Here is a 15468-nt window from a genome sequence, read left to right as displayed (position 1 = left end):
GAGGCGGAAAAGGCCAGCAACGAGGGGATCAGGAAATCGCAGAAGGGGCTTTACGGCGAGGCGATCGAGGAGTTCAACAGGTCGATAAAGCTCGATCCCAATAATCCCATACCATATTATATGAGGGGATATGTCTATGCGGAAATAGGTATGTATAACGAAGCCGTTTTGGATTTTGATAAGGCCATTGAGCTCGATCCTGATGATTCAGATGCATTTTTCAGTAGGGGAGATACATACAGGGAAATGGGTGAAAATGAATCTGCCATAGCCGATTATACAAAGGCGATAGAATTAAACTCTCAAAAAGACGCGTATTTTCACAACCGGGGTCTGCTCTTTGGTGAGATGGGAAGGCTCGACGAATCTATCAAGGACCTGAGAGAGGCGTGCAGGCTTGGAAATCAAAATTCATGTATTGCCCTTAAACAAGCAATGGAGAAGAAAAAGAATAAGTAAGAGGCTAATAGTAAATGTAACCTTTTTACCTCTGTTTAAAATTCTTGATAGAGGGGAAAAAACTTTATTTGCAGATTCATATCTTTAATACCTCCAGTGAAAAAGTGACATAATTTCATCATGTGGGATTTTCCATTAATGGAAAATCTGTCTCCAATCACTTTTTTAAAGGAGGGGAAAATGGCAGAAGGAACAATAACCGCAGGCGCCATTATAACAGGGGCATTTGATATAATCGCGGACCTCATTGCCATCGTAGATTACTTCACTTCAACGTTGGATCCGGAGGTCCACGAAATATATGGATACACGTTCGACACCCGGGAGAACCTGAAGAAGATAATGGAAAAGCTGGGAGTTACATATGAATTTAAACCAGCAAAAGACATCCAGAACAGATTGGAGAAGACGACTGAATTTTTTAAAGAATCTAGAGCTTCACGGATTGATGCCACATTGCGTAGAGATGAAGCGTATAGTTTAGCCGCTAAGAGCGCTGTGGAAGATGCAAAAAAGCTTTACTGGGACGCGATGGATTTTCTTAAGGAGTATCCATTTTTACTTTCTACGCCTCTGGTAGGGGAGGCCGCAACGCCGACAGAGGAGGGTCAGGCGAAGGCGGAGCGGGATAAAATATCGGGAGAGGTGAAGCAAGTCGGCGATAAGGTCGAAGAGATGAAGTTAATGGGCGGCGGCGGAGCGGCGACCGGATTTGCCGGCACCGCGATATTCACGTTGATACTTGCAAGCCTCGAAAGGATTGAGGGTAAAATGACGACCGAACAGACAACTGGCGGGGAGCTGGGTGAGGAGAAAACCGGTGAGGAAAATATCGATGGCGGCGGCATTCAGATAGTCGAGTCGATAACAAGCAGGATCGACAGGCTGGAAGAGGCGCAGGAAAGAAAGCTTCAGAAAATAGAGGATAACATCCTTTTTCGTATCACGTCCCTCATCGACCTGATAAAGAAAAGCTCAATGCCGTTCAAGGAAATCTACGACAGGCTCTGCAAACAAATGCTTTACGAGTGGAGAAACCGCAGCCGGTAAGAAGGTGTCTACCTTGACAGGGCAGGGCGTCAGCCCCCTCTGGTGATTTAATACTCCCCTCCATCCGTGACATCAATCTTCAGCGGGATTTAAATAATGGACGGCCTCTATCAATAATAATCCTTCCTTGCGCCCATCTCGAAGAAGTCGGCGATGTAGCCGGCAAGGACGAGTGTGTATTTTCTGATCTCACCCACGCTGCTCCCGGGGTACTGGGCGTAGCTAGTCATTATGCCGTTTAATGCCGAAAAGAGCGCCCTGGACATCAGCTGGGTGTCCCCCTTGTGCCCAGATTGCTTTATGACCCTCTCGATGAGGTCGATGACCTCCTGCATTATCGGGTTTATTTTTTCGATCTCCTCGTCGGTCAGCATCCCCCTCGGCATGAAGTAGCTCATCATCTGGTAGTAGGAGGTGTTCTCGTTGAGGTAGCCGATGTAGACCTCGCTGAACCTCCGGATACTGCACCCCTCGTCCCTCTTGAGCTCCTCCTCGATGATTCCGATGATCTCCTTCGTGTCTGCGTAGAAGACCTCGAGGAAGAGCTCGTCCAGGCTCTCGTAGTAGCGGTAGATCGTCCCCGTGCTGACCCCCGCGCTCTTGGCGATGTCCCGCACCGTTACGTTCTTGAAGCTCTTTTCTGAAAAGAGCTTCTTGGCGGTATTCACGATCAGCTCCCGGCGGGCCTCACGCTCCCTCTCTTTTAGATCGCCGAAGGTAAGTTCGGGCATAAGCTTGGCACCCCTTAAGGTTTAATCGAAGTCCCGGTCACGGGGAAGGCCCCCATCTCGACCATGCTCATTATAGCTTTGTTGTTTCCCGTTGTCAATCGAAGAGGGAAAATGAGTGCAAAAGTCCATACCGACGGATTGGAATTCCACGCTTCCGATCCGCCCTTACGCCGACGGATCGATCGGTGATGGATATTTCCCGCCCTCTCCTCTAAAACGCGAAGGAGACCTCGGCGATCTCCATGATGGAGAGGTCCTCGGTCTTTATCGCCTTGGCGATCGCCTCCGCCTTCGGCATAACGTTGTTGATGAAGTACTTGGCCGCCGCCAGCTTCCCGGAGTAGAAGGCGGCGTTACGGTCGTCATTCAGAAACTCGGCCCACTTGATCCAGTTGTTGGGGTCCACCCCCTTCTCTTTTGTCAGGGCATCGAGCCTCTCTCCGGCGATCTTCGCCTGCCAGGCCAGCATCCACGACAACATTATGGTTGCCATCAGGTTCAGGAACGGGTAGGCGTTTCCGATGGGGACGAGGAACTTCCCCTCCCTTCCGCACGCCGCGAAGAACTCACTGGTGTCGGTCAATATCTTTACGCCCTCCTTGAGCTTGTCCACGAGGCCGGAGATCCTACCGTTGTTGCCCGCTTCCCTTATGAATTTATTGATCTCGCCGATAAGGTTCTTGAAGTTCTCCCCCTTCTTCTGTCCCAGTTTTCTCCCAACGAGGTCGAGGGCCTGGACGCCGTTTGTCCCCTCGTATATGGCGGAGAGCTTGACGTCCCTCAGTATCTGCTCGACCGGGTATTCCTTTGTGTAGCCGTAGCCGCCGTGGACCATGATCGATTGATCCGCCACCTGAAAGCCGATGTCGGAGCCGCATGCCTTGATGACCGGGGTCAGAAGCTCCACCATCCCGTGCCACTTCTCCCTCTCCTCCGGGTCGTCGAGGGCGAGGGAGAGATCTTCGCACTTCGAGGTGTAGTAGGTAAGGGCCCTCAGTCCCTCCGTGTGGGACTTCATCCAGAGGAGCATCCTTCTCACGTCCGGGTGGTTGATTATGGGGACCCTGGGCGCCTCGGGGTTTCTGAAGTTTATGAGATCGGGTCCCTGTATCCTCTCCTTTGCGTACTTGACGGAGTTCAGATACGCCCGGGAGGCGCAGGTCAGCCCCTGGAGCGCCACGGCGACCCTCGCCTCGTTCATCAGGATGAACATGACCTTCATCCCCTGGCCTTCCTCCCCCAGAAGCTCGCCGTAACACTTTCCGTTGTCGCCGAAGTTCATGAGGCATGTGGCCGAGCCGTTGAATCCCATCTTCTTCTCGATGCCGGTTACGCTGTAGTCGTTCCTCTCGCCCAGGCTACCGTCGTCGTTTACGAGGTATTTCGGCACTAGGAAGATTGAGATGCCTTTTGTTCCCGACGGGGCGCCCTCGACCCTGGCCAGGACCGCGTGGACGATGTTATCGACGAGGTCGTGGTCGCCCGCGGTGATGAATATCTTGGTTCCGGTGATGGAATAAGACCCGTCCGGGTTTTTTTTAGCCGACGTGGTGAGCGATCCCACGTCGGTCCCCGCGCCCGGCTCGGTGAGCGCCATAGTGCCCCCCCACTCGCCGGTGAACATCTTCTCCATATATTTTTTCTTCTGCTGATCGGTGCCGTGCATCCTTATGAGAAGGGCGGCCCCCTCCGCCAGGCCCGGATAGGGCAAAAAGGAGGTGTTGCAGTTGAAGTATTCCCTGGCCGCCGTCTGCAGCAGGACGGGAAGCCCCTGTCCTCCCACATCTGCCGGCTGGCTGGGCGCCACCCACCCCCCCTCGCAGTAGATGCGGTAGGCCTCCTTAAGGCACTTCGGAATGGAGACGCTGCCGTCCTTCAGGGTGCACCCCTCCCTCTCCGTCTCCTCGATCGTGGGTTCGAGGACGTCCACGGCGAACTTTCTCGCCTCGTCGATGATCATGTCGAAGATGTCTTTGGAGAATTCGGAATATCTGGCAAATCCCGTCAGCTTTTCGGCCTCGAGGTGCTCGTAGAGGACGAACCTCTGATCCCTCTCGTCTACTATTAGGTTACTCATTTTGACCCCCTTAAATATTTTATCGTTTTTTTTAATTCTCCCGTTTTATAAACCCCATTTATCGAGTATCACCAGTCGATCCTGAAGACGATCCCGCACGTGCCGTTGCAGTTGCTGGAGTCCACCTCCTGAACGATCTCGCCGTTAAGCCCCATCGCCGCAATCCAAGACTCAAACCTGGGCCTTGCGGCACATTTATAGAGATCGGCGATCCCAGCTTTCTTAACGTTCTTGTGGACATAGCACTCGATCACGTGTCCCAGAAGCTCGTTTTCGTTGAGTATCTTGAACTCGTATTTGTGCTCCTTCGGGAAGAAGAGCTTCGAGGCGACGGTCATCAGGGAGTTCAACCGGTCGATATCGGTGATCTTTTTAATCCCGCTCCCGTTCATCAAGACCTTTATCTCCGTCTTCCCCATCGATCTAATAACAGTCCGGTTGAGCTCGTTGGCGGCGTCGAGGCCGTATTTCCCGATCGTCTTAATGAACCACCTTGCGTCGTGTAAGGTCCAGACGTTCCTTAAGATATCCTCTCTACCTTCGGAGCCGATTTCAAAATCGATATTTTCCATGAATATCTCTCCCCAAAATCATTTCAGCTAAAACGCGCCGGTCAAAAAACGTCCCCTATCGATCATTTTAGCTTGAGCTCGATCCCCCGGCTCTTAGCGCGGCTTATGTTCCACTCAATGAAGTTCTTCGGTGGCTCGTCCCGCTCCGCCTCTTCCCTCTCGACCAGGCTTATCGAGTCGGCCGGACATGTGACCGCGCACAGTCCGCATCCGATGCATTTGTCTTCCATGACACGATAAGAGTCGCCGTCTTTTACGATCGCCACTACCGGGCAGCGCTCCTCTGCGCAAGTTCCGCAGGCCGTGCAGCTTTCTTTGTCAATCGCTGCAATAAAATTACTTTTCATAAACATGTGGGGCGCCCCGTAGTTAATCGCCCCCCTGAAGGAGTGACAGCAGCAGGTGCAGCAGTTGCAGATGACGCTGTGCCCCTTCTGGACGTTGTAGTACGTCATGTGAACCAGACCCTCCTCCTCGGCGTCTTTCAGGATATCGAGCGCCTCCTCTTTCGAGATTACCTCGCCGCCGATGGAGAAATAGTCATAGGCATTTTTTTCTATTGAGACGTAAAGACAGACCCTTATCGTGTGGTCACAGCCAAGCCCCAACATTGCTCTCTCCTTTCTGCAGATGCAGTCCACCAGAAGAAAGGAGCTCGACTTTTCGACGATCTTGCGAACGTCCTCGTAAAGCTGCACCCGGGATTCCACCTCTATATTGTCGTTTATCGGGACCACCCGGGCCACGGCGGGCCTGTGGCTTCCGGTTCCCTTCAAGAAGGCGGATTCATACTCGTCGTAAAGGTCGACGAACTCCCTGTCCATGCGATAAACTTGAAAGTCGTAGATGCCGGGGACGAAGGCGATCAGCATATACATCTGCTGCCCGAACAGCGTGAAGGATCCGATCTGTCCCCTCTTTGCCATATCGTCCAGTATATCGCGCATCTTAGATGCCGGTTTGTCGAGGCGCCCGGCTATTGCCTCGGCCGTCTCTGGAAGGGGACTCAAGAGGAGGGCGGTCTCCGCTTCCTCCGGGGAGAATATCTTTTTGAGGATCCTAAGCTCGACGCCGCTCTCGGTCTCCGGAAAGCCGTTAGGCAGCTCATCCAGCCTCTTTGCCAGACGTCTGTAGACATCGTCCATATTTTTCTCCTGTAATAAAAGGAGGTTGAAAAATCGGCTCTTTTTCAAAATATCCCACCAACATGCAGGAGCCTGTCGGTGCCGCCCAGCTGTCGTTCCCAACACAATTGGGAACTTATTCTGTCATTTCCAACTTGATTGGGAATCCAGAAAGATGTCGGTGTAGATTCCCGTTGCCGCCCGGCACACAGGCCGTCCCTCCTGGATTCCCGTTTTCACGGGAATGACAGATGATTTTTAGTTCCATGCAAGTCTGGGAATATCCCACTGACAAGCAAGGGCCTGTCGGTGCCGCCCAGCTGTCGTTCCCAACACAATTGGGAACTTATTCTGTCATTTCCAACACCATTGGGAATCCAGCCTGTCCCCGCGTATGCGGGGGAAAGATATTAATCTGGATTCCCGTTTTCCAAGGGGATGACAGATAATGTTTAACTGGATTCCCGCTCCCGTACGATTCTATCTCTTTCTGTCTTCCACCCTTAACTTCATCACGATCTGTCCCCACCCCCCACATTCAAGTCCCACGTCGGGACAGCTGACTTCGGGAAACCTCATTTCATTCGGGTCAGCCCCGGCATAGATAAGCTCGTTGGCCGTAAAAACGAGCGCCGATAATGGGCCGAGGGCATGGACGCAAATCCTTTTTGGGCAGAGTTTTGTCATGAGGTTTCCCTTGCCATCAAAATAGAATTTATCTCCCACCTTATGCTGACTGTTGCATCCCTCGGATTTGATAACCTCAAAGATGATGGTCTTGTCTATGAGTTCCGACGTCTTTGAGATTACGGCCTCGTTTCTCGGGTTTTCCTTGAATATCTTCATCTCTTCATCGTTGTAACCGAGATGCTTCTGAATAAGGTCCCAGGTTTCCTTGTCGATCTTCATCTAAAAATCTCCTTTTTTAATTCAAGTTTTACTGACTTCCAAAATCGAACTCGTATCTCCTGAAGCACTTTCCCTCCGTGTGCATCATGCAGCTGGAGACCTTCGGGGTGACCGTGAAATTGAGGCCGAGTTCTCTGTACCAGGTCTCGCTCCTGTCGAAGATCCCGCATTGGTAATCTTCAATAGCCCCTATCTGCTTTATGCCCTGATAGGCGAAACAGCTCTCCGGCTCCCACCATACCTCCAGTACATTAGGCTCCTTGTACTGGTAGCCGAGCTTCATAAAATCGGCCATCACCAGCTCGTAGGCGCTCGTCACAAATTCCTTAAACTCGTTGAAGTCTCTGACAGACTCCACACCCAGTATCTTTTTGAGCCTTTTTACCTCGATTGCCGACATCGCCTTTACGGCCTCCCTGTTGACCTTGTTGGTCCTCTCTATCCCAAACTCCTGCATGGAGTGGTAAAACCACATCCCGTCGTGGGTCATCCAGCCCTTGATCAGAAGCTCCTTCAGCTCCTTACTTTCGAGATTGTTCATCTCAAATCTCCTTTTCAATCCGCGAAATTCCAAAAAATCCCGATCTATCTATGTTTCCAGGCATATCCACTTCAGGTCGATCTTGTACAGATCGCTCAAACGGCAATCCACATTTGAGTCATCGGCCGAACCGAACCTGTATTCCTTTAAGCAGTCCTCGTTTTTTTTAATCGCGCAGTCGGCGCACGACCGGGTAGTTGAGTATCCGAACGGAAGGGTCTTGAAAAAGCGCTCGAGGATGGATATGTACGTGCAGAAGGAGAGATCCGGTTTTGCGGCCGGGATTTCACCCTTTTGCAGGGGTAGGGGTACCGTGTGATGCCGGGTCTTGGAATGTGCGGCACGCCTCGGCCGGCTGTCCTCGATATGGTTTCTGATACTCGGACTTTTGGAAAGCTCAAGTGAGGCCGTCTTGAAGGAGGTCAATATCTCCTTCAGGACGCACTCCAGATCATCCATCCGGTTGATGCGCCTCATCCCCATCGGCCCCACCGAAGTCGCCCTCAGTTCCCCGATTCCTCCAATGCCGATAAGGTGGCAGTAATAGAGCCATGTCCCGCGAGGTGTCGTCCAGCACCTTATGAGGAGCTCGTTTTTGTCGGCGGATTTCATTTCGCCTTTCCCTTATATATATTGGAATATTAATCTGGCCACCCCGGATTTGAACGGTGATTTTAAAATATTGACGGGGGGAAACGCTTTAATAACAAGAGCCGGATAACATATATATTCTGTAGTGAACATTGTTCATTGTAATAAACTGCGTTTTCGTTGTCAAGAAAAATCGAGCGCAGATGAATTTTTTTTCTCTATATTTTATTTGAAATGTCGGTATGAGAATTATAGGGAATCATGGGGGATTTGATGTAAATCCGGCTTTGTGGGCGGCATATTTGGTCGGTCTGTATGCCGGTCTAAACGAGATTCAGGTTTGCGGAGCTAAAGGCCTCTAATCAGGGGAGAATCGGGGATTAAATTTCTTCGCGCTTAATTCTTCGGCATCGGCCCTATGAAGGATAATCGGCGGGAAAAGGGTGGAAATTGACGTTTCACAGCGGTGTCTGATCATCGTCTTGATTTTAAAGATAGGATTAACTTTAAAAAAGGGGAGAACATTCCCCCCTTTTGGTTGAAAACGAAACAATATTGGAAAAGTGTTTTATGTCCGCCGTCTCTCTCAAGTTAGGAACAGCTACGACCGGCCGACCGCTTTAAGCCCCGCTTGCCTTTGCCGGTGTCCGCAACCTCATTAAATACGCCCACCCCGATCCGATCGGATGGCCGATTCATTTTCGCTGTGAAGCTTGCAAACCTCGGGGTCATCCTTCCGGGCTGCTTGAGCCGGCCGGATAATCGTCTAAACGATCTGCCAACTTTTAAAGTCGGTGTTTCAAACCGTACAACGGAGCTTGAGCCGGCCGGATTATCGTTTAAACGGTCTATCGGCCGGCTTGTGGGTTTAGTACCTCTGGTTGTTTCTTCCCCGGTCCCTGCTTCTGGGGGGTCTGGCTTCATCGATGTTCAAGGTACGTCCGACGAAGTCCGTCCCGTTCAATTCCTCCTTCGCCTTTTCCGCCTCGGACTGGTCTGACATCTCGACGAACCCGAATCCCCTTCCCTCGATGACCTTGGCCTCGACCACCTCTCCGTATTTGGAGAACAGGTCTTCGAGCTCACCCGCCGTCACCGAGTACTTGAGGTTACCCACAAAAAGCTTCTTTCCTTGCATCTTTGCCTCCTTCTTCTTCTCTTATTTAACAATGGTCATCTCCGGAGGCTATGACAAGGAAAGCATAAAACACCGATACCTCTTTTAAAAACACACTATTAAACACAAGAACAGGAAAATGAAAACTGAAAAGAGATCCTCGGATGCTTTAAACAAGGCATTCCGAATCCCTCTTTATCAGAGTGCCTACTCAGGGCCCTGCGCCCTGAATTTGCCTTTTTCTATAATATTTTTAATCAAATGTCAAGAAAATACGGCTATGATCGCCAATTTGTCATCAAAAGGTTCGAAAATCGAGCCGAGACCGGTGTGAATGTTCCCCGATCAGGTGAAATGCGATTTTGAGATCATATACATGCGGAGTGGAAGGTGAGTGTGCAGCCTTAATGATTTGGATAATGGAGGCAACAAAGGTCTTATGCCGTGTCTCAAGCCTCTCCTTTTCAAATTAACTATCCAATTTTAAAGCCTAAACCGAAAATCTTTTAAACGTCGGCAGGTACTTCCGGTTCTTGTCGAGCATCTCGTTTACCATCTCCCTTATCTCGGCAAGGGAGAGGACGGCGGCGGTCAGGGGGTCGTAGATTATCGAGTGATATATCATCTCAGGATCGCCCGCGAGAAATCCCTTGACGGCCATCTCCTCCGCGGCGATGTTGATGTTGTTTAGCGCCGCAAGCTGGGGCGGCAACGCCCCTACGTGGACGGGGTGAAATCCGGTCCTGTCGGCGAATACCGGCACCTCCACGCAGGCGCCTTCTGGGAGGTTGGTAATCAGCCCAGTGTTGGGGACGTTGCCGTTGAACTTGAAGGGCTCTCCCCCCATAAATGCGTTGATAATATATGCGGCGTACTCCCTTCCCCTCTTGAGGTCGAGGGGATTCGGGTCTTCGAGCCATTTATTGATCTCATCTTTCCACGTGCTCTCTCTTTTCAGGTACTCGTCGATGATGAAGGCGTATGCCCCGGGATTCCAGCCGGTGCCGGGGGCGCAGTATCTCTCGATCAGATCCGGGCGCTTCCTGAACCACCAGCTGTACTCGGAGTTGTGGCCGCTCGACTCGGTCACGTAGTAGCCCAGGTGGAGAAACATCTCGTTTCTGACTATTTCAAAATTGTATATCTCGGGCCTCGACATGGCCTCCCTGATTTTCGGGTAGATGTCGTTGCCTTTGTGTTCGAGCTTTAGATACCATGCTTGGTGGTTTATTCCCGCGCAGAGGTGGTCGAGCTCCCCCTCCTTGATTCCGAGGAGGTACTCCATCCCGGCCGCCGTCTCCTGGACGCTGTGACACAGCCCCACAAGCTTGACGTCCCTCTCGCCGTGGACGGCCCTGCACAGCATGGACATGGGATTCGTGTAGTTTAAGAGAATGGCTTCGGGGCATAGCCTCTCCATATCCGCCGCTATATCGAGGACCACCGGGATCGTGCGGAGGGCCCTGAAAACCCCCGCCGGACCCCTCGTGTCCCCCACGTTTATGTCCACGCCGTACTTCTTCGGGATCTCTATGTCGTGGCGCCAGACATCTATACCCTCCACCAAGATGGTCAGGACCACGGCGGACGCCCCTTTTAGGGCCTCCCCTCTGTCTCCCGTGGCCTCAACCTTGGCCGGGTAGTTACCCTCATTTACTATCCTTTTGACCGCACTCTCGATGTATCTCAACCGTTCCGGGTCGATGTCCATGAGCGTCAGGGTGGCGTCCTCAAGGAGGGGGAATGTCAGGATGTCCCTTACGAGGTTTCTCGTAAACTCGAAGCTCCCGGCGCCTATAAAGGCTATCTTTGTCATGGCCATATCCTCTCAGACTACGATCAAGATTTATCAAAAGGACGACGGATTGTCAAGGGGCAATGAATCCTTATCGAGATGAATAGGGATTATTCCATCGTTTATTTTATGATTGAGGGGCGAATTTACCCCACACATTTTTTATTGTATTTGAAAGTTATTTCTAATATCATATAAAGAGACAAAAAAGGCGCGTACATCAGGCAGCCGATCTTTGAGTCGCTTTGGAGTAATCGTTGGAGTTAATATTAAGGGAGGATATTTTGGACTCTACAAGGGAGTTATCGAGGCGCAGGCCTTTGGTAAAGGGGATAATGATACTTACGTTTCTTTCTCTCTGCCTAACGATCTGCGTTACGCCGGCCGTTTCCGGGGACTTCACCGCCAGAAAGCCGACCGACGTGGAGATGGCGGGGATCACCAGCACCATCGACAAGGTGTTCAAGGGGTGGGGGAATCTGGACCTCGACCTCTACATGAGCGCCTGGTCGGTCAACGCCCGCCAGTATCTGAAGAACGGAGTGGAGAGGGACTACTACCAGATTTTGGAACGGAGGAGGCAGGACTTTCAAAGATACAGCCAAGTGAAATACTATTGGGAGATCTTGGACTGCGATGTCGAGGCCAACAGGGCCTACGTCTCCTGTCACTACAAGATGACCTTCACGAAGTATGACGGGGGTGTTATCAGGGAGGATGATGAGGAATTTTACGTCCTCGAGTATACGCCCGACGGATTTTGGTTTATCATAGAGAATTACGACTACCTGCTGAGTCGTTAGGTTTTTTACGAATTCACCGCGGCTGCAGGGATGAAGGGGGATGGAGATCGTATGGGAAGGAGAGCGAAAGGGGGCCGACGGGGTCGGCCATCAGGGTGCTTCCCTGACCCGTTGAAGACGGGGCGGGATTTCCTTGGACTTTTCCCCGGCGGAGAATGGCATATAGTATCCGGCTATGACCATGTGCATTACCTGAAAATATCCCGTGTGGCGGGGAGATTTGCGGCGCTACTACTCTTTATCCTTTTCTTGTGTCCGGTCTCGAATGGGGAGGAGGGGAAGATCATCTTCGTCATCGACGATGAAAAGCGCCTCTACATATACGAGGGGGAGAGGCTGAAGTTCGATTTCCCCTGCGAGACGGGAATAGGCGGGATGGGAAAGACAAGGGAGGGGGACAGGAAGACCCCGGTGGGAAGGTACATGATAATATGGATGGCGTCGAAGAGGGGTGACAACGAAAGGGAGGGGACTCAAAAGATAATCGACGGAATCACGTGGTGCGAGGACAGTAAAATATACTACGGTCCCGAGGGCCCGGCCGATGAGAGGCTCTGGACGGACGCCTACGGCGGAGATGACGCGGCCGTGATGGGTCTCGACTACCCGAACGAGGCGGACAAGGGGAGGGGATACACCGGGGACTGCATCGAGATTCACGCCACAAAGAGGCTGAAAAACGGAAGGCTCACCCCCTCCGGCGGCTGTATAAAGATGTTCTGCGAGGACGCCCTTTTTCTCTATAACCACGTCGAGGTAAATACGCCGGTGGTAATAGCGAGAACGAGGGGAGATTTATTATCGGAATACCCGTTTCTGAGGGAGGCGCGGAGGTGAGGTCTCGGTGATTATGAAGGGGGCGGAAGGGCGGAGTTTTTTTGATCGTAGTATTAGTATGTCAATATATGCAATGAGAAGGTTTGGGGGGCGAAGTTGAAATGAAGGAATTACTTAATCGGGTGGACACGAGGAGGGGTTTCATTCGCCTCTTAGGTAAGCTGGGCCTTGCGGGCGGCCTTGTCAATGTGCCGGGGGCAACGGCGGCCTTCGGCATCGTTCCGGGCGGCCGATTCGAGGCTGGCGTCAGCTATTTCGGAGGGCGAGATCCCAAACACGTAAGGGGGGACATGGAGGACATCGTCAAAAACGGCTGCACCTTCGTGGTTCACACCTTCTCGGAGGCCGATTACCACTTCTACACAAAGGCGATGGCGGATATCGTGAAGATATCCCACGACCTGGGGCTGACGGTATATCTGGACCCCTGGGGGGTGGGCGGGGTCTTCGGCGGCGAGGCGTTCTCCCGGTTCGTGGTGGAAAATCCCGCCGAGACCCAAAGGCTCGCCGACGGAACGCCCCTCCCGTCCGCCTGCCTGAACCGCGCCTCTTTTCGCGGATTTTTGAAGAAGTGGCTGGATAAAGCCTCGGAGATCGGCGGCGACGTGGTATTCTGGGACGAGCCCCACTTCTACATCCCGAGAAGCGTCTGGCGCAAAAACCAGGGACCTAACGAGTGGGCCTGCCGGTGCGACCTCTGCTCCTCCCTCTTTAAAGAGAGGTACGGCAAAAAGATGCCCGTTGTGATGGACAAGGACGTAATAGCTTTTCGAGACGACTCGATAGTCTCCTTCTTCAAGGAGATGACCGAATACGCGGCGGGTTTAAGGATGAAAAACGGACTCGTTATGCTCCCGGAGGAAAACTATCTTACGGGAGTCTCCTCCTGGGACAGGCTGGCCTCCATCAAGGACGTCGATATATTCGGGACCGACCCATACTGGATAATCTTCAGGAAGGATCTCGAACCCTACGTCAGGGATGCGGCGAGAAGGGTTCTGGAGATATCCAGAAAGTACGGGAAGGAGCCCCAGATCTGGGTGCAGGCCTACAAGGTCCCGGCAGGGAGGGAATGGGAGGTGGTGCGCGCCGTCGAGGTAATCGTCGAGGAGGGTATCAGAAACGTGGCGGCGTGGAGCTACAGGGGCGGAGCCCCCATGAACCTTAAGAGCGACAATCCCGACCTCGTCTGGAAGGTTCTCGGCGAGGCGTTCACCAAGGCGAGGAAAGGTTTAGTGGGATCGAGATAGATTCGCTGAAACAGAAGGCTGGGGGGGGCTTAATATTTGAGACGTTTTAAAATGAGGATTTAATCGTTTGGGGATTGAACTGGACTAATATTTACGGCTAAACCCGGTCCTCAAGTTTTCATTTGAACTTATCGTCAAATAGTGGTACTATATTCCGAAAAAGGAGTTTTGATATGAAAAAATCGGCCTTAATATTAACTATATCGATATTGATGACAGCGTGTCTTTCAACTTTAGCCTTCGGCGAGGAGCTGAAGGTTCAAAACAGTCTTTTCGTCGATGTCGCAATCATTGACTTTAACGGGAAGATATACGACGCCAACAGGTGGACCCTCGGAACCTACAACTTAAAGGGGATCGTCTACAATCAGTCTTTTGAACACATCGGGTTTGTCGAGCAGTCGGACGGCGTGAGCGAGGTCAAAGATATCCACTACAAAGTCATGGCGAAGGTTGCCGAAGATGGAGAGATAACGGACGCCGATGGAAATCTCATGGGTAAGATAACCGAGACGAAGATTACGGACAAGGACGGGAGGCTTCTCTTCAGGCTTTCCGGCTCCATGGTTCAGAAGGGGTTGTTGGTATATCTGTTTTTCTTTAACGATACTTTTAGGAGCAAATAAGATAGTAAACAAGAATCACACAGAAACCGACAGGTTCTCCATCCCGGAGCGGGAAAAGACCCTGGCGGTTTTCATAGACTTTGAGAACCTCGCCCTTGGCTTTACCAAGGGGAAAGAGACAAAGGGCATCAAGTTCGATATCAAAAAAGCGCTTGAGAGGCTCTTGGAGAAGGGGAAGGTAATCGTCAAGAAGGCCTATGCGGACTGGGGACGGTTCTCCGACTACAAACAGCCCTGTCACGAAGCCGCGGTGGAGCTTATCGAGATCCCGAAGAGGTTTATGACCGGGAAGAACTCCGCCGATATCAGGCTTGCCGTGGACGCCATCGACCTCGCCTATTCCAAGGAGCATATAGACACCTTTGTCATAGTATCGGGGGATTCGGATTTTTCACCCCTCGTCTCGAAACTGAAGGAGAACGGCAAATACGTTATCGGGATGGGGATGAAGGACTCCACCTCCGAGCTACTCCTCAACAACTGCGATGAGTTCATCTTCTACGAGGACCTGGAGCGTCCCGAGTCGAAGCCACCGAAGATAGACCCGAACCTTCCCAAGGAGAAGCGGGAGGCCTTCTCGTTTGTGGTCTCCGCCGTCACCGCCCTCATCAGGGAGAACAAAGAGGTCATCTACTCGTCGATGGTCAAGGACACGATAATAAGAAAGCGTCCCTCCTTCAACGAGTCGTACCACGGCTACCGCTCCTTTTCGGAGCTACTGGAGGACGCCCAGAAGAACGGCCTGATCAGCCTGAAGATCAACTCCAGGAGCGGGACGTACGTCGTCACCGGCTTCGGCTCCGCGGGATAGGGGGATAGCGGGTCTGTGATTAACTTCAGTTGGTGGGGCATGGTTCAGAAACTACGGTCCTAACAACGAAGTCTGGCATAACTTCACGATACCGCCCAGTGTGATAACGCCGTAAACTCCAAGGGTCACGCAGTCAGGACAAATATCAAGTGGGGCAGGATTTGCCCCCCTTTTT

General features: G+C 52.0%; 16 protein-coding genes. 7 read left to right on the top strand and 9 right to left on the bottom strand.

Annotated features, from left to right (window positions below):
- Positions 1–459, top strand: a 459-nt coding sequence (locus JW984_15480) for a tetratricopeptide repeat protein (GenBank protein ID MBN1574598.1), incomplete at its 5' end; no start/stop codon positions are given.
- Between the two features lie 180 nt (positions 460–639).
- A complete protein-coding gene (locus JW984_15475; GenBank protein MBN1574597.1) occupies positions 640–1509 on the top strand; it encodes a hypothetical protein in 870 nt (289 codons plus the stop codon).
- Positions 1510–1619: 110 nt separating this feature from the next.
- Here JW984_15475 and JW984_15470 read toward each other — a convergent pair whose 3' ends face one another.
- From JW984_15470 to melA, 9 genes are all read right to left on the bottom strand, one after another.
- Positions 1620–2240, bottom strand: coding sequence for a TetR/AcrR family transcriptional regulator (locus JW984_15470; protein ID MBN1574596.1), 621 nt, complete (start codon positions 2238–2240; stop codon positions 1620–1622).
- A 211-nt stretch (positions 2241–2451) separates the two neighbouring features.
- Entirely contained in the window at positions 2452–4317 is a 1866-nt protein-coding gene (locus JW984_15465) for an acyl-CoA dehydrogenase (GenBank protein ID MBN1574595.1), read from the bottom strand.
- Positions 4318–4385: 68 nt separating this feature from the next.
- A complete protein-coding gene (locus JW984_15460; GenBank protein ID MBN1574594.1) occupies positions 4386–4889 on the bottom strand; it encodes a hypothetical protein in 504 nt (167 codons plus the stop codon).
- 62 nt (positions 4890–4951) lie between these two features.
- Complete coding sequence (locus JW984_15455; protein MBN1574593.1) at positions 4952–6034, bottom strand: 4Fe-4S binding protein; 1083 nt, start codon at positions 6032–6034, stop codon at positions 4952–4954.
- Positions 6035–6493: 459 nt separating this feature from the next.
- Positions 6494–6922: a TIGR04076 family protein gene (locus JW984_15450; protein MBN1574592.1), complete on the bottom strand. Its 429-nt coding sequence runs from the start codon at positions 6920–6922 to the stop codon at positions 6494–6496.
- A gap of 28 nt (positions 6923–6950) precedes the next feature.
- Positions 6951–7463 carry a hypothetical protein gene (locus tag JW984_15445; protein ID MBN1574591.1) on the bottom strand — a complete coding sequence of 171 codons (513 nt, stop codon included), beginning with the start codon at positions 7461–7463 and terminating at the stop codon, positions 6951–6953.
- A gap of 48 nt (positions 7464–7511) precedes the next feature.
- A complete protein-coding gene (locus JW984_15440) occupies positions 7512–8075 on the bottom strand; it encodes a hypothetical protein (GenBank protein MBN1574590.1) in 564 nt (187 codons plus the stop codon).
- Between the two features lie 847 nt (positions 8076–8922).
- A complete protein-coding gene (locus JW984_15435; protein ID MBN1574589.1) occupies positions 8923–9192 on the bottom strand; it encodes an RNA-binding protein in 270 nt (89 codons plus the stop codon).
- Positions 9193–9661: 469 nt separating this feature from the next.
- Positions 9662–10987 (bottom strand): alpha-galactosidase, encoded by a 1326-nt coding sequence (gene melA, locus JW984_15430; protein MBN1574588.1) that lies wholly within the window; start codon positions 10985–10987, stop codon positions 9662–9664.
- Between the two features lie 263 nt (positions 10988–11250).
- Here melA and JW984_15425 point away from each other — a divergent pair, with 263 nt between their 5' ends.
- The 5 genes from JW984_15425 (at position 11251) to JW984_15405 (ending at position 15293) form a co-directional block, all read left to right on the top strand.
- Positions 11251–11769, top strand: coding sequence for a hypothetical protein (locus JW984_15425; GenBank protein MBN1574587.1), 519 nt, complete (start codon positions 11251–11253; stop codon positions 11767–11769).
- A gap of 111 nt (positions 11770–11880) precedes the next feature.
- A complete protein-coding gene (locus JW984_15420; GenBank protein ID MBN1574586.1) occupies positions 11881–12606 on the top strand; it encodes a L,D-transpeptidase in 726 nt (241 codons plus the stop codon).
- 101 nt (positions 12607–12707) lie between these two features.
- Positions 12708–13856, top strand: a complete 1149-nt coding sequence (locus JW984_15415) for a hypothetical protein (protein ID MBN1574585.1) — start codon at positions 12708–12710, stop codon at positions 13854–13856.
- 173 nt (positions 13857–14029) lie between these two features.
- Positions 14030–14482 (top strand): hypothetical protein, encoded by a 453-nt coding sequence (locus tag JW984_15410; protein ID MBN1574584.1) that lies wholly within the window; start codon positions 14030–14032, stop codon positions 14480–14482.
- 40 nt (positions 14483–14522) lie between these two features.
- The gene (locus JW984_15405; GenBank protein MBN1574583.1) at positions 14523–15293 is read left to right on the top strand and encodes an NYN domain-containing protein; all 771 of its coding nucleotides are present in this window, start codon (positions 14523–14525) and stop codon (positions 15291–15293) included.
- Positions 15294–15468 lie beyond the last annotated feature (175 nt).

It is taken from the genome of Candidatus Zymogenus saltonus, assembly GCA_016929395.1.
GTDB classification, from domain to species: domain Bacteria; phylum Desulfobacterota; class Zymogenia; order Zymogenales; family Zymogenaceae; genus Zymogenus; species Zymogenus saltonus.
This window is presented reverse-complemented; position numbering and strand designations above follow the sequence as displayed.

Coding starts and splice junctions, on each gene's coding strand:
- JW984_15475 (MBN1574597.1), top strand. CDS start 640: ATGGCAGAAGGAACAATAACCGCAGGCGCCATTATAACAGGGGCATTT.
- JW984_15470 (MBN1574596.1), bottom strand. CDS start 2,240: ATGCCCGAACTTACCTTCGGCGATCTAAAAGAGAGGGAGCGTGAGGCC.
- JW984_15465 (MBN1574595.1), bottom strand. CDS start 4,317: ATGAGTAACCTAATAGTAGACGAGAGGGATCAGAGGTTCGTCCTCTAC.
- JW984_15460 (MBN1574594.1), bottom strand. CDS start 4,889: ATGGAAAATATCGATTTTGAAATCGGCTCCGAAGGTAGAGAGGATATC.
- JW984_15455 (MBN1574593.1), bottom strand. CDS start 6,034: ATGGACGATGTCTACAGACGTCTGGCAAAGAGGCTGGATGAGCTGCCT.
- JW984_15450 (MBN1574592.1), bottom strand. CDS start 6,922: ATGAAGATCGACAAGGAAACCTGGGACCTTATTCAGAAGCATCTCGGT.
- JW984_15445 (MBN1574591.1), bottom strand. CDS start 7,463: ATGAACAATCTCGAAAGTAAGGAGCTGAAGGAGCTTCTGATCAAGGGC.
- JW984_15440 (MBN1574590.1), bottom strand. CDS start 8,075: ATGAAATCCGCCGACAAAAACGAGCTCCTCATAAGGTGCTGGACGACA.
- JW984_15435 (MBN1574589.1), bottom strand. CDS start 9,192: ATGCAAGGAAAGAAGCTTTTTGTGGGTAACCTCAAGTACTCGGTGACG.
- melA (MBN1574588.1), bottom strand. CDS start 10,987: ATGACAAAGATAGCCTTTATAGGCGCCGGGAGCTTCGAGTTTACGAGA.
- JW984_15415 (MBN1574585.1), top strand. CDS start 12,708: ATGAAGGAATTACTTAATCGGGTGGACACGAGGAGGGGTTTCATTCGC.
- JW984_15410 (MBN1574584.1), top strand. CDS start 14,030: ATGAAAAAATCGGCCTTAATATTAACTATATCGATATTGATGACAGCG.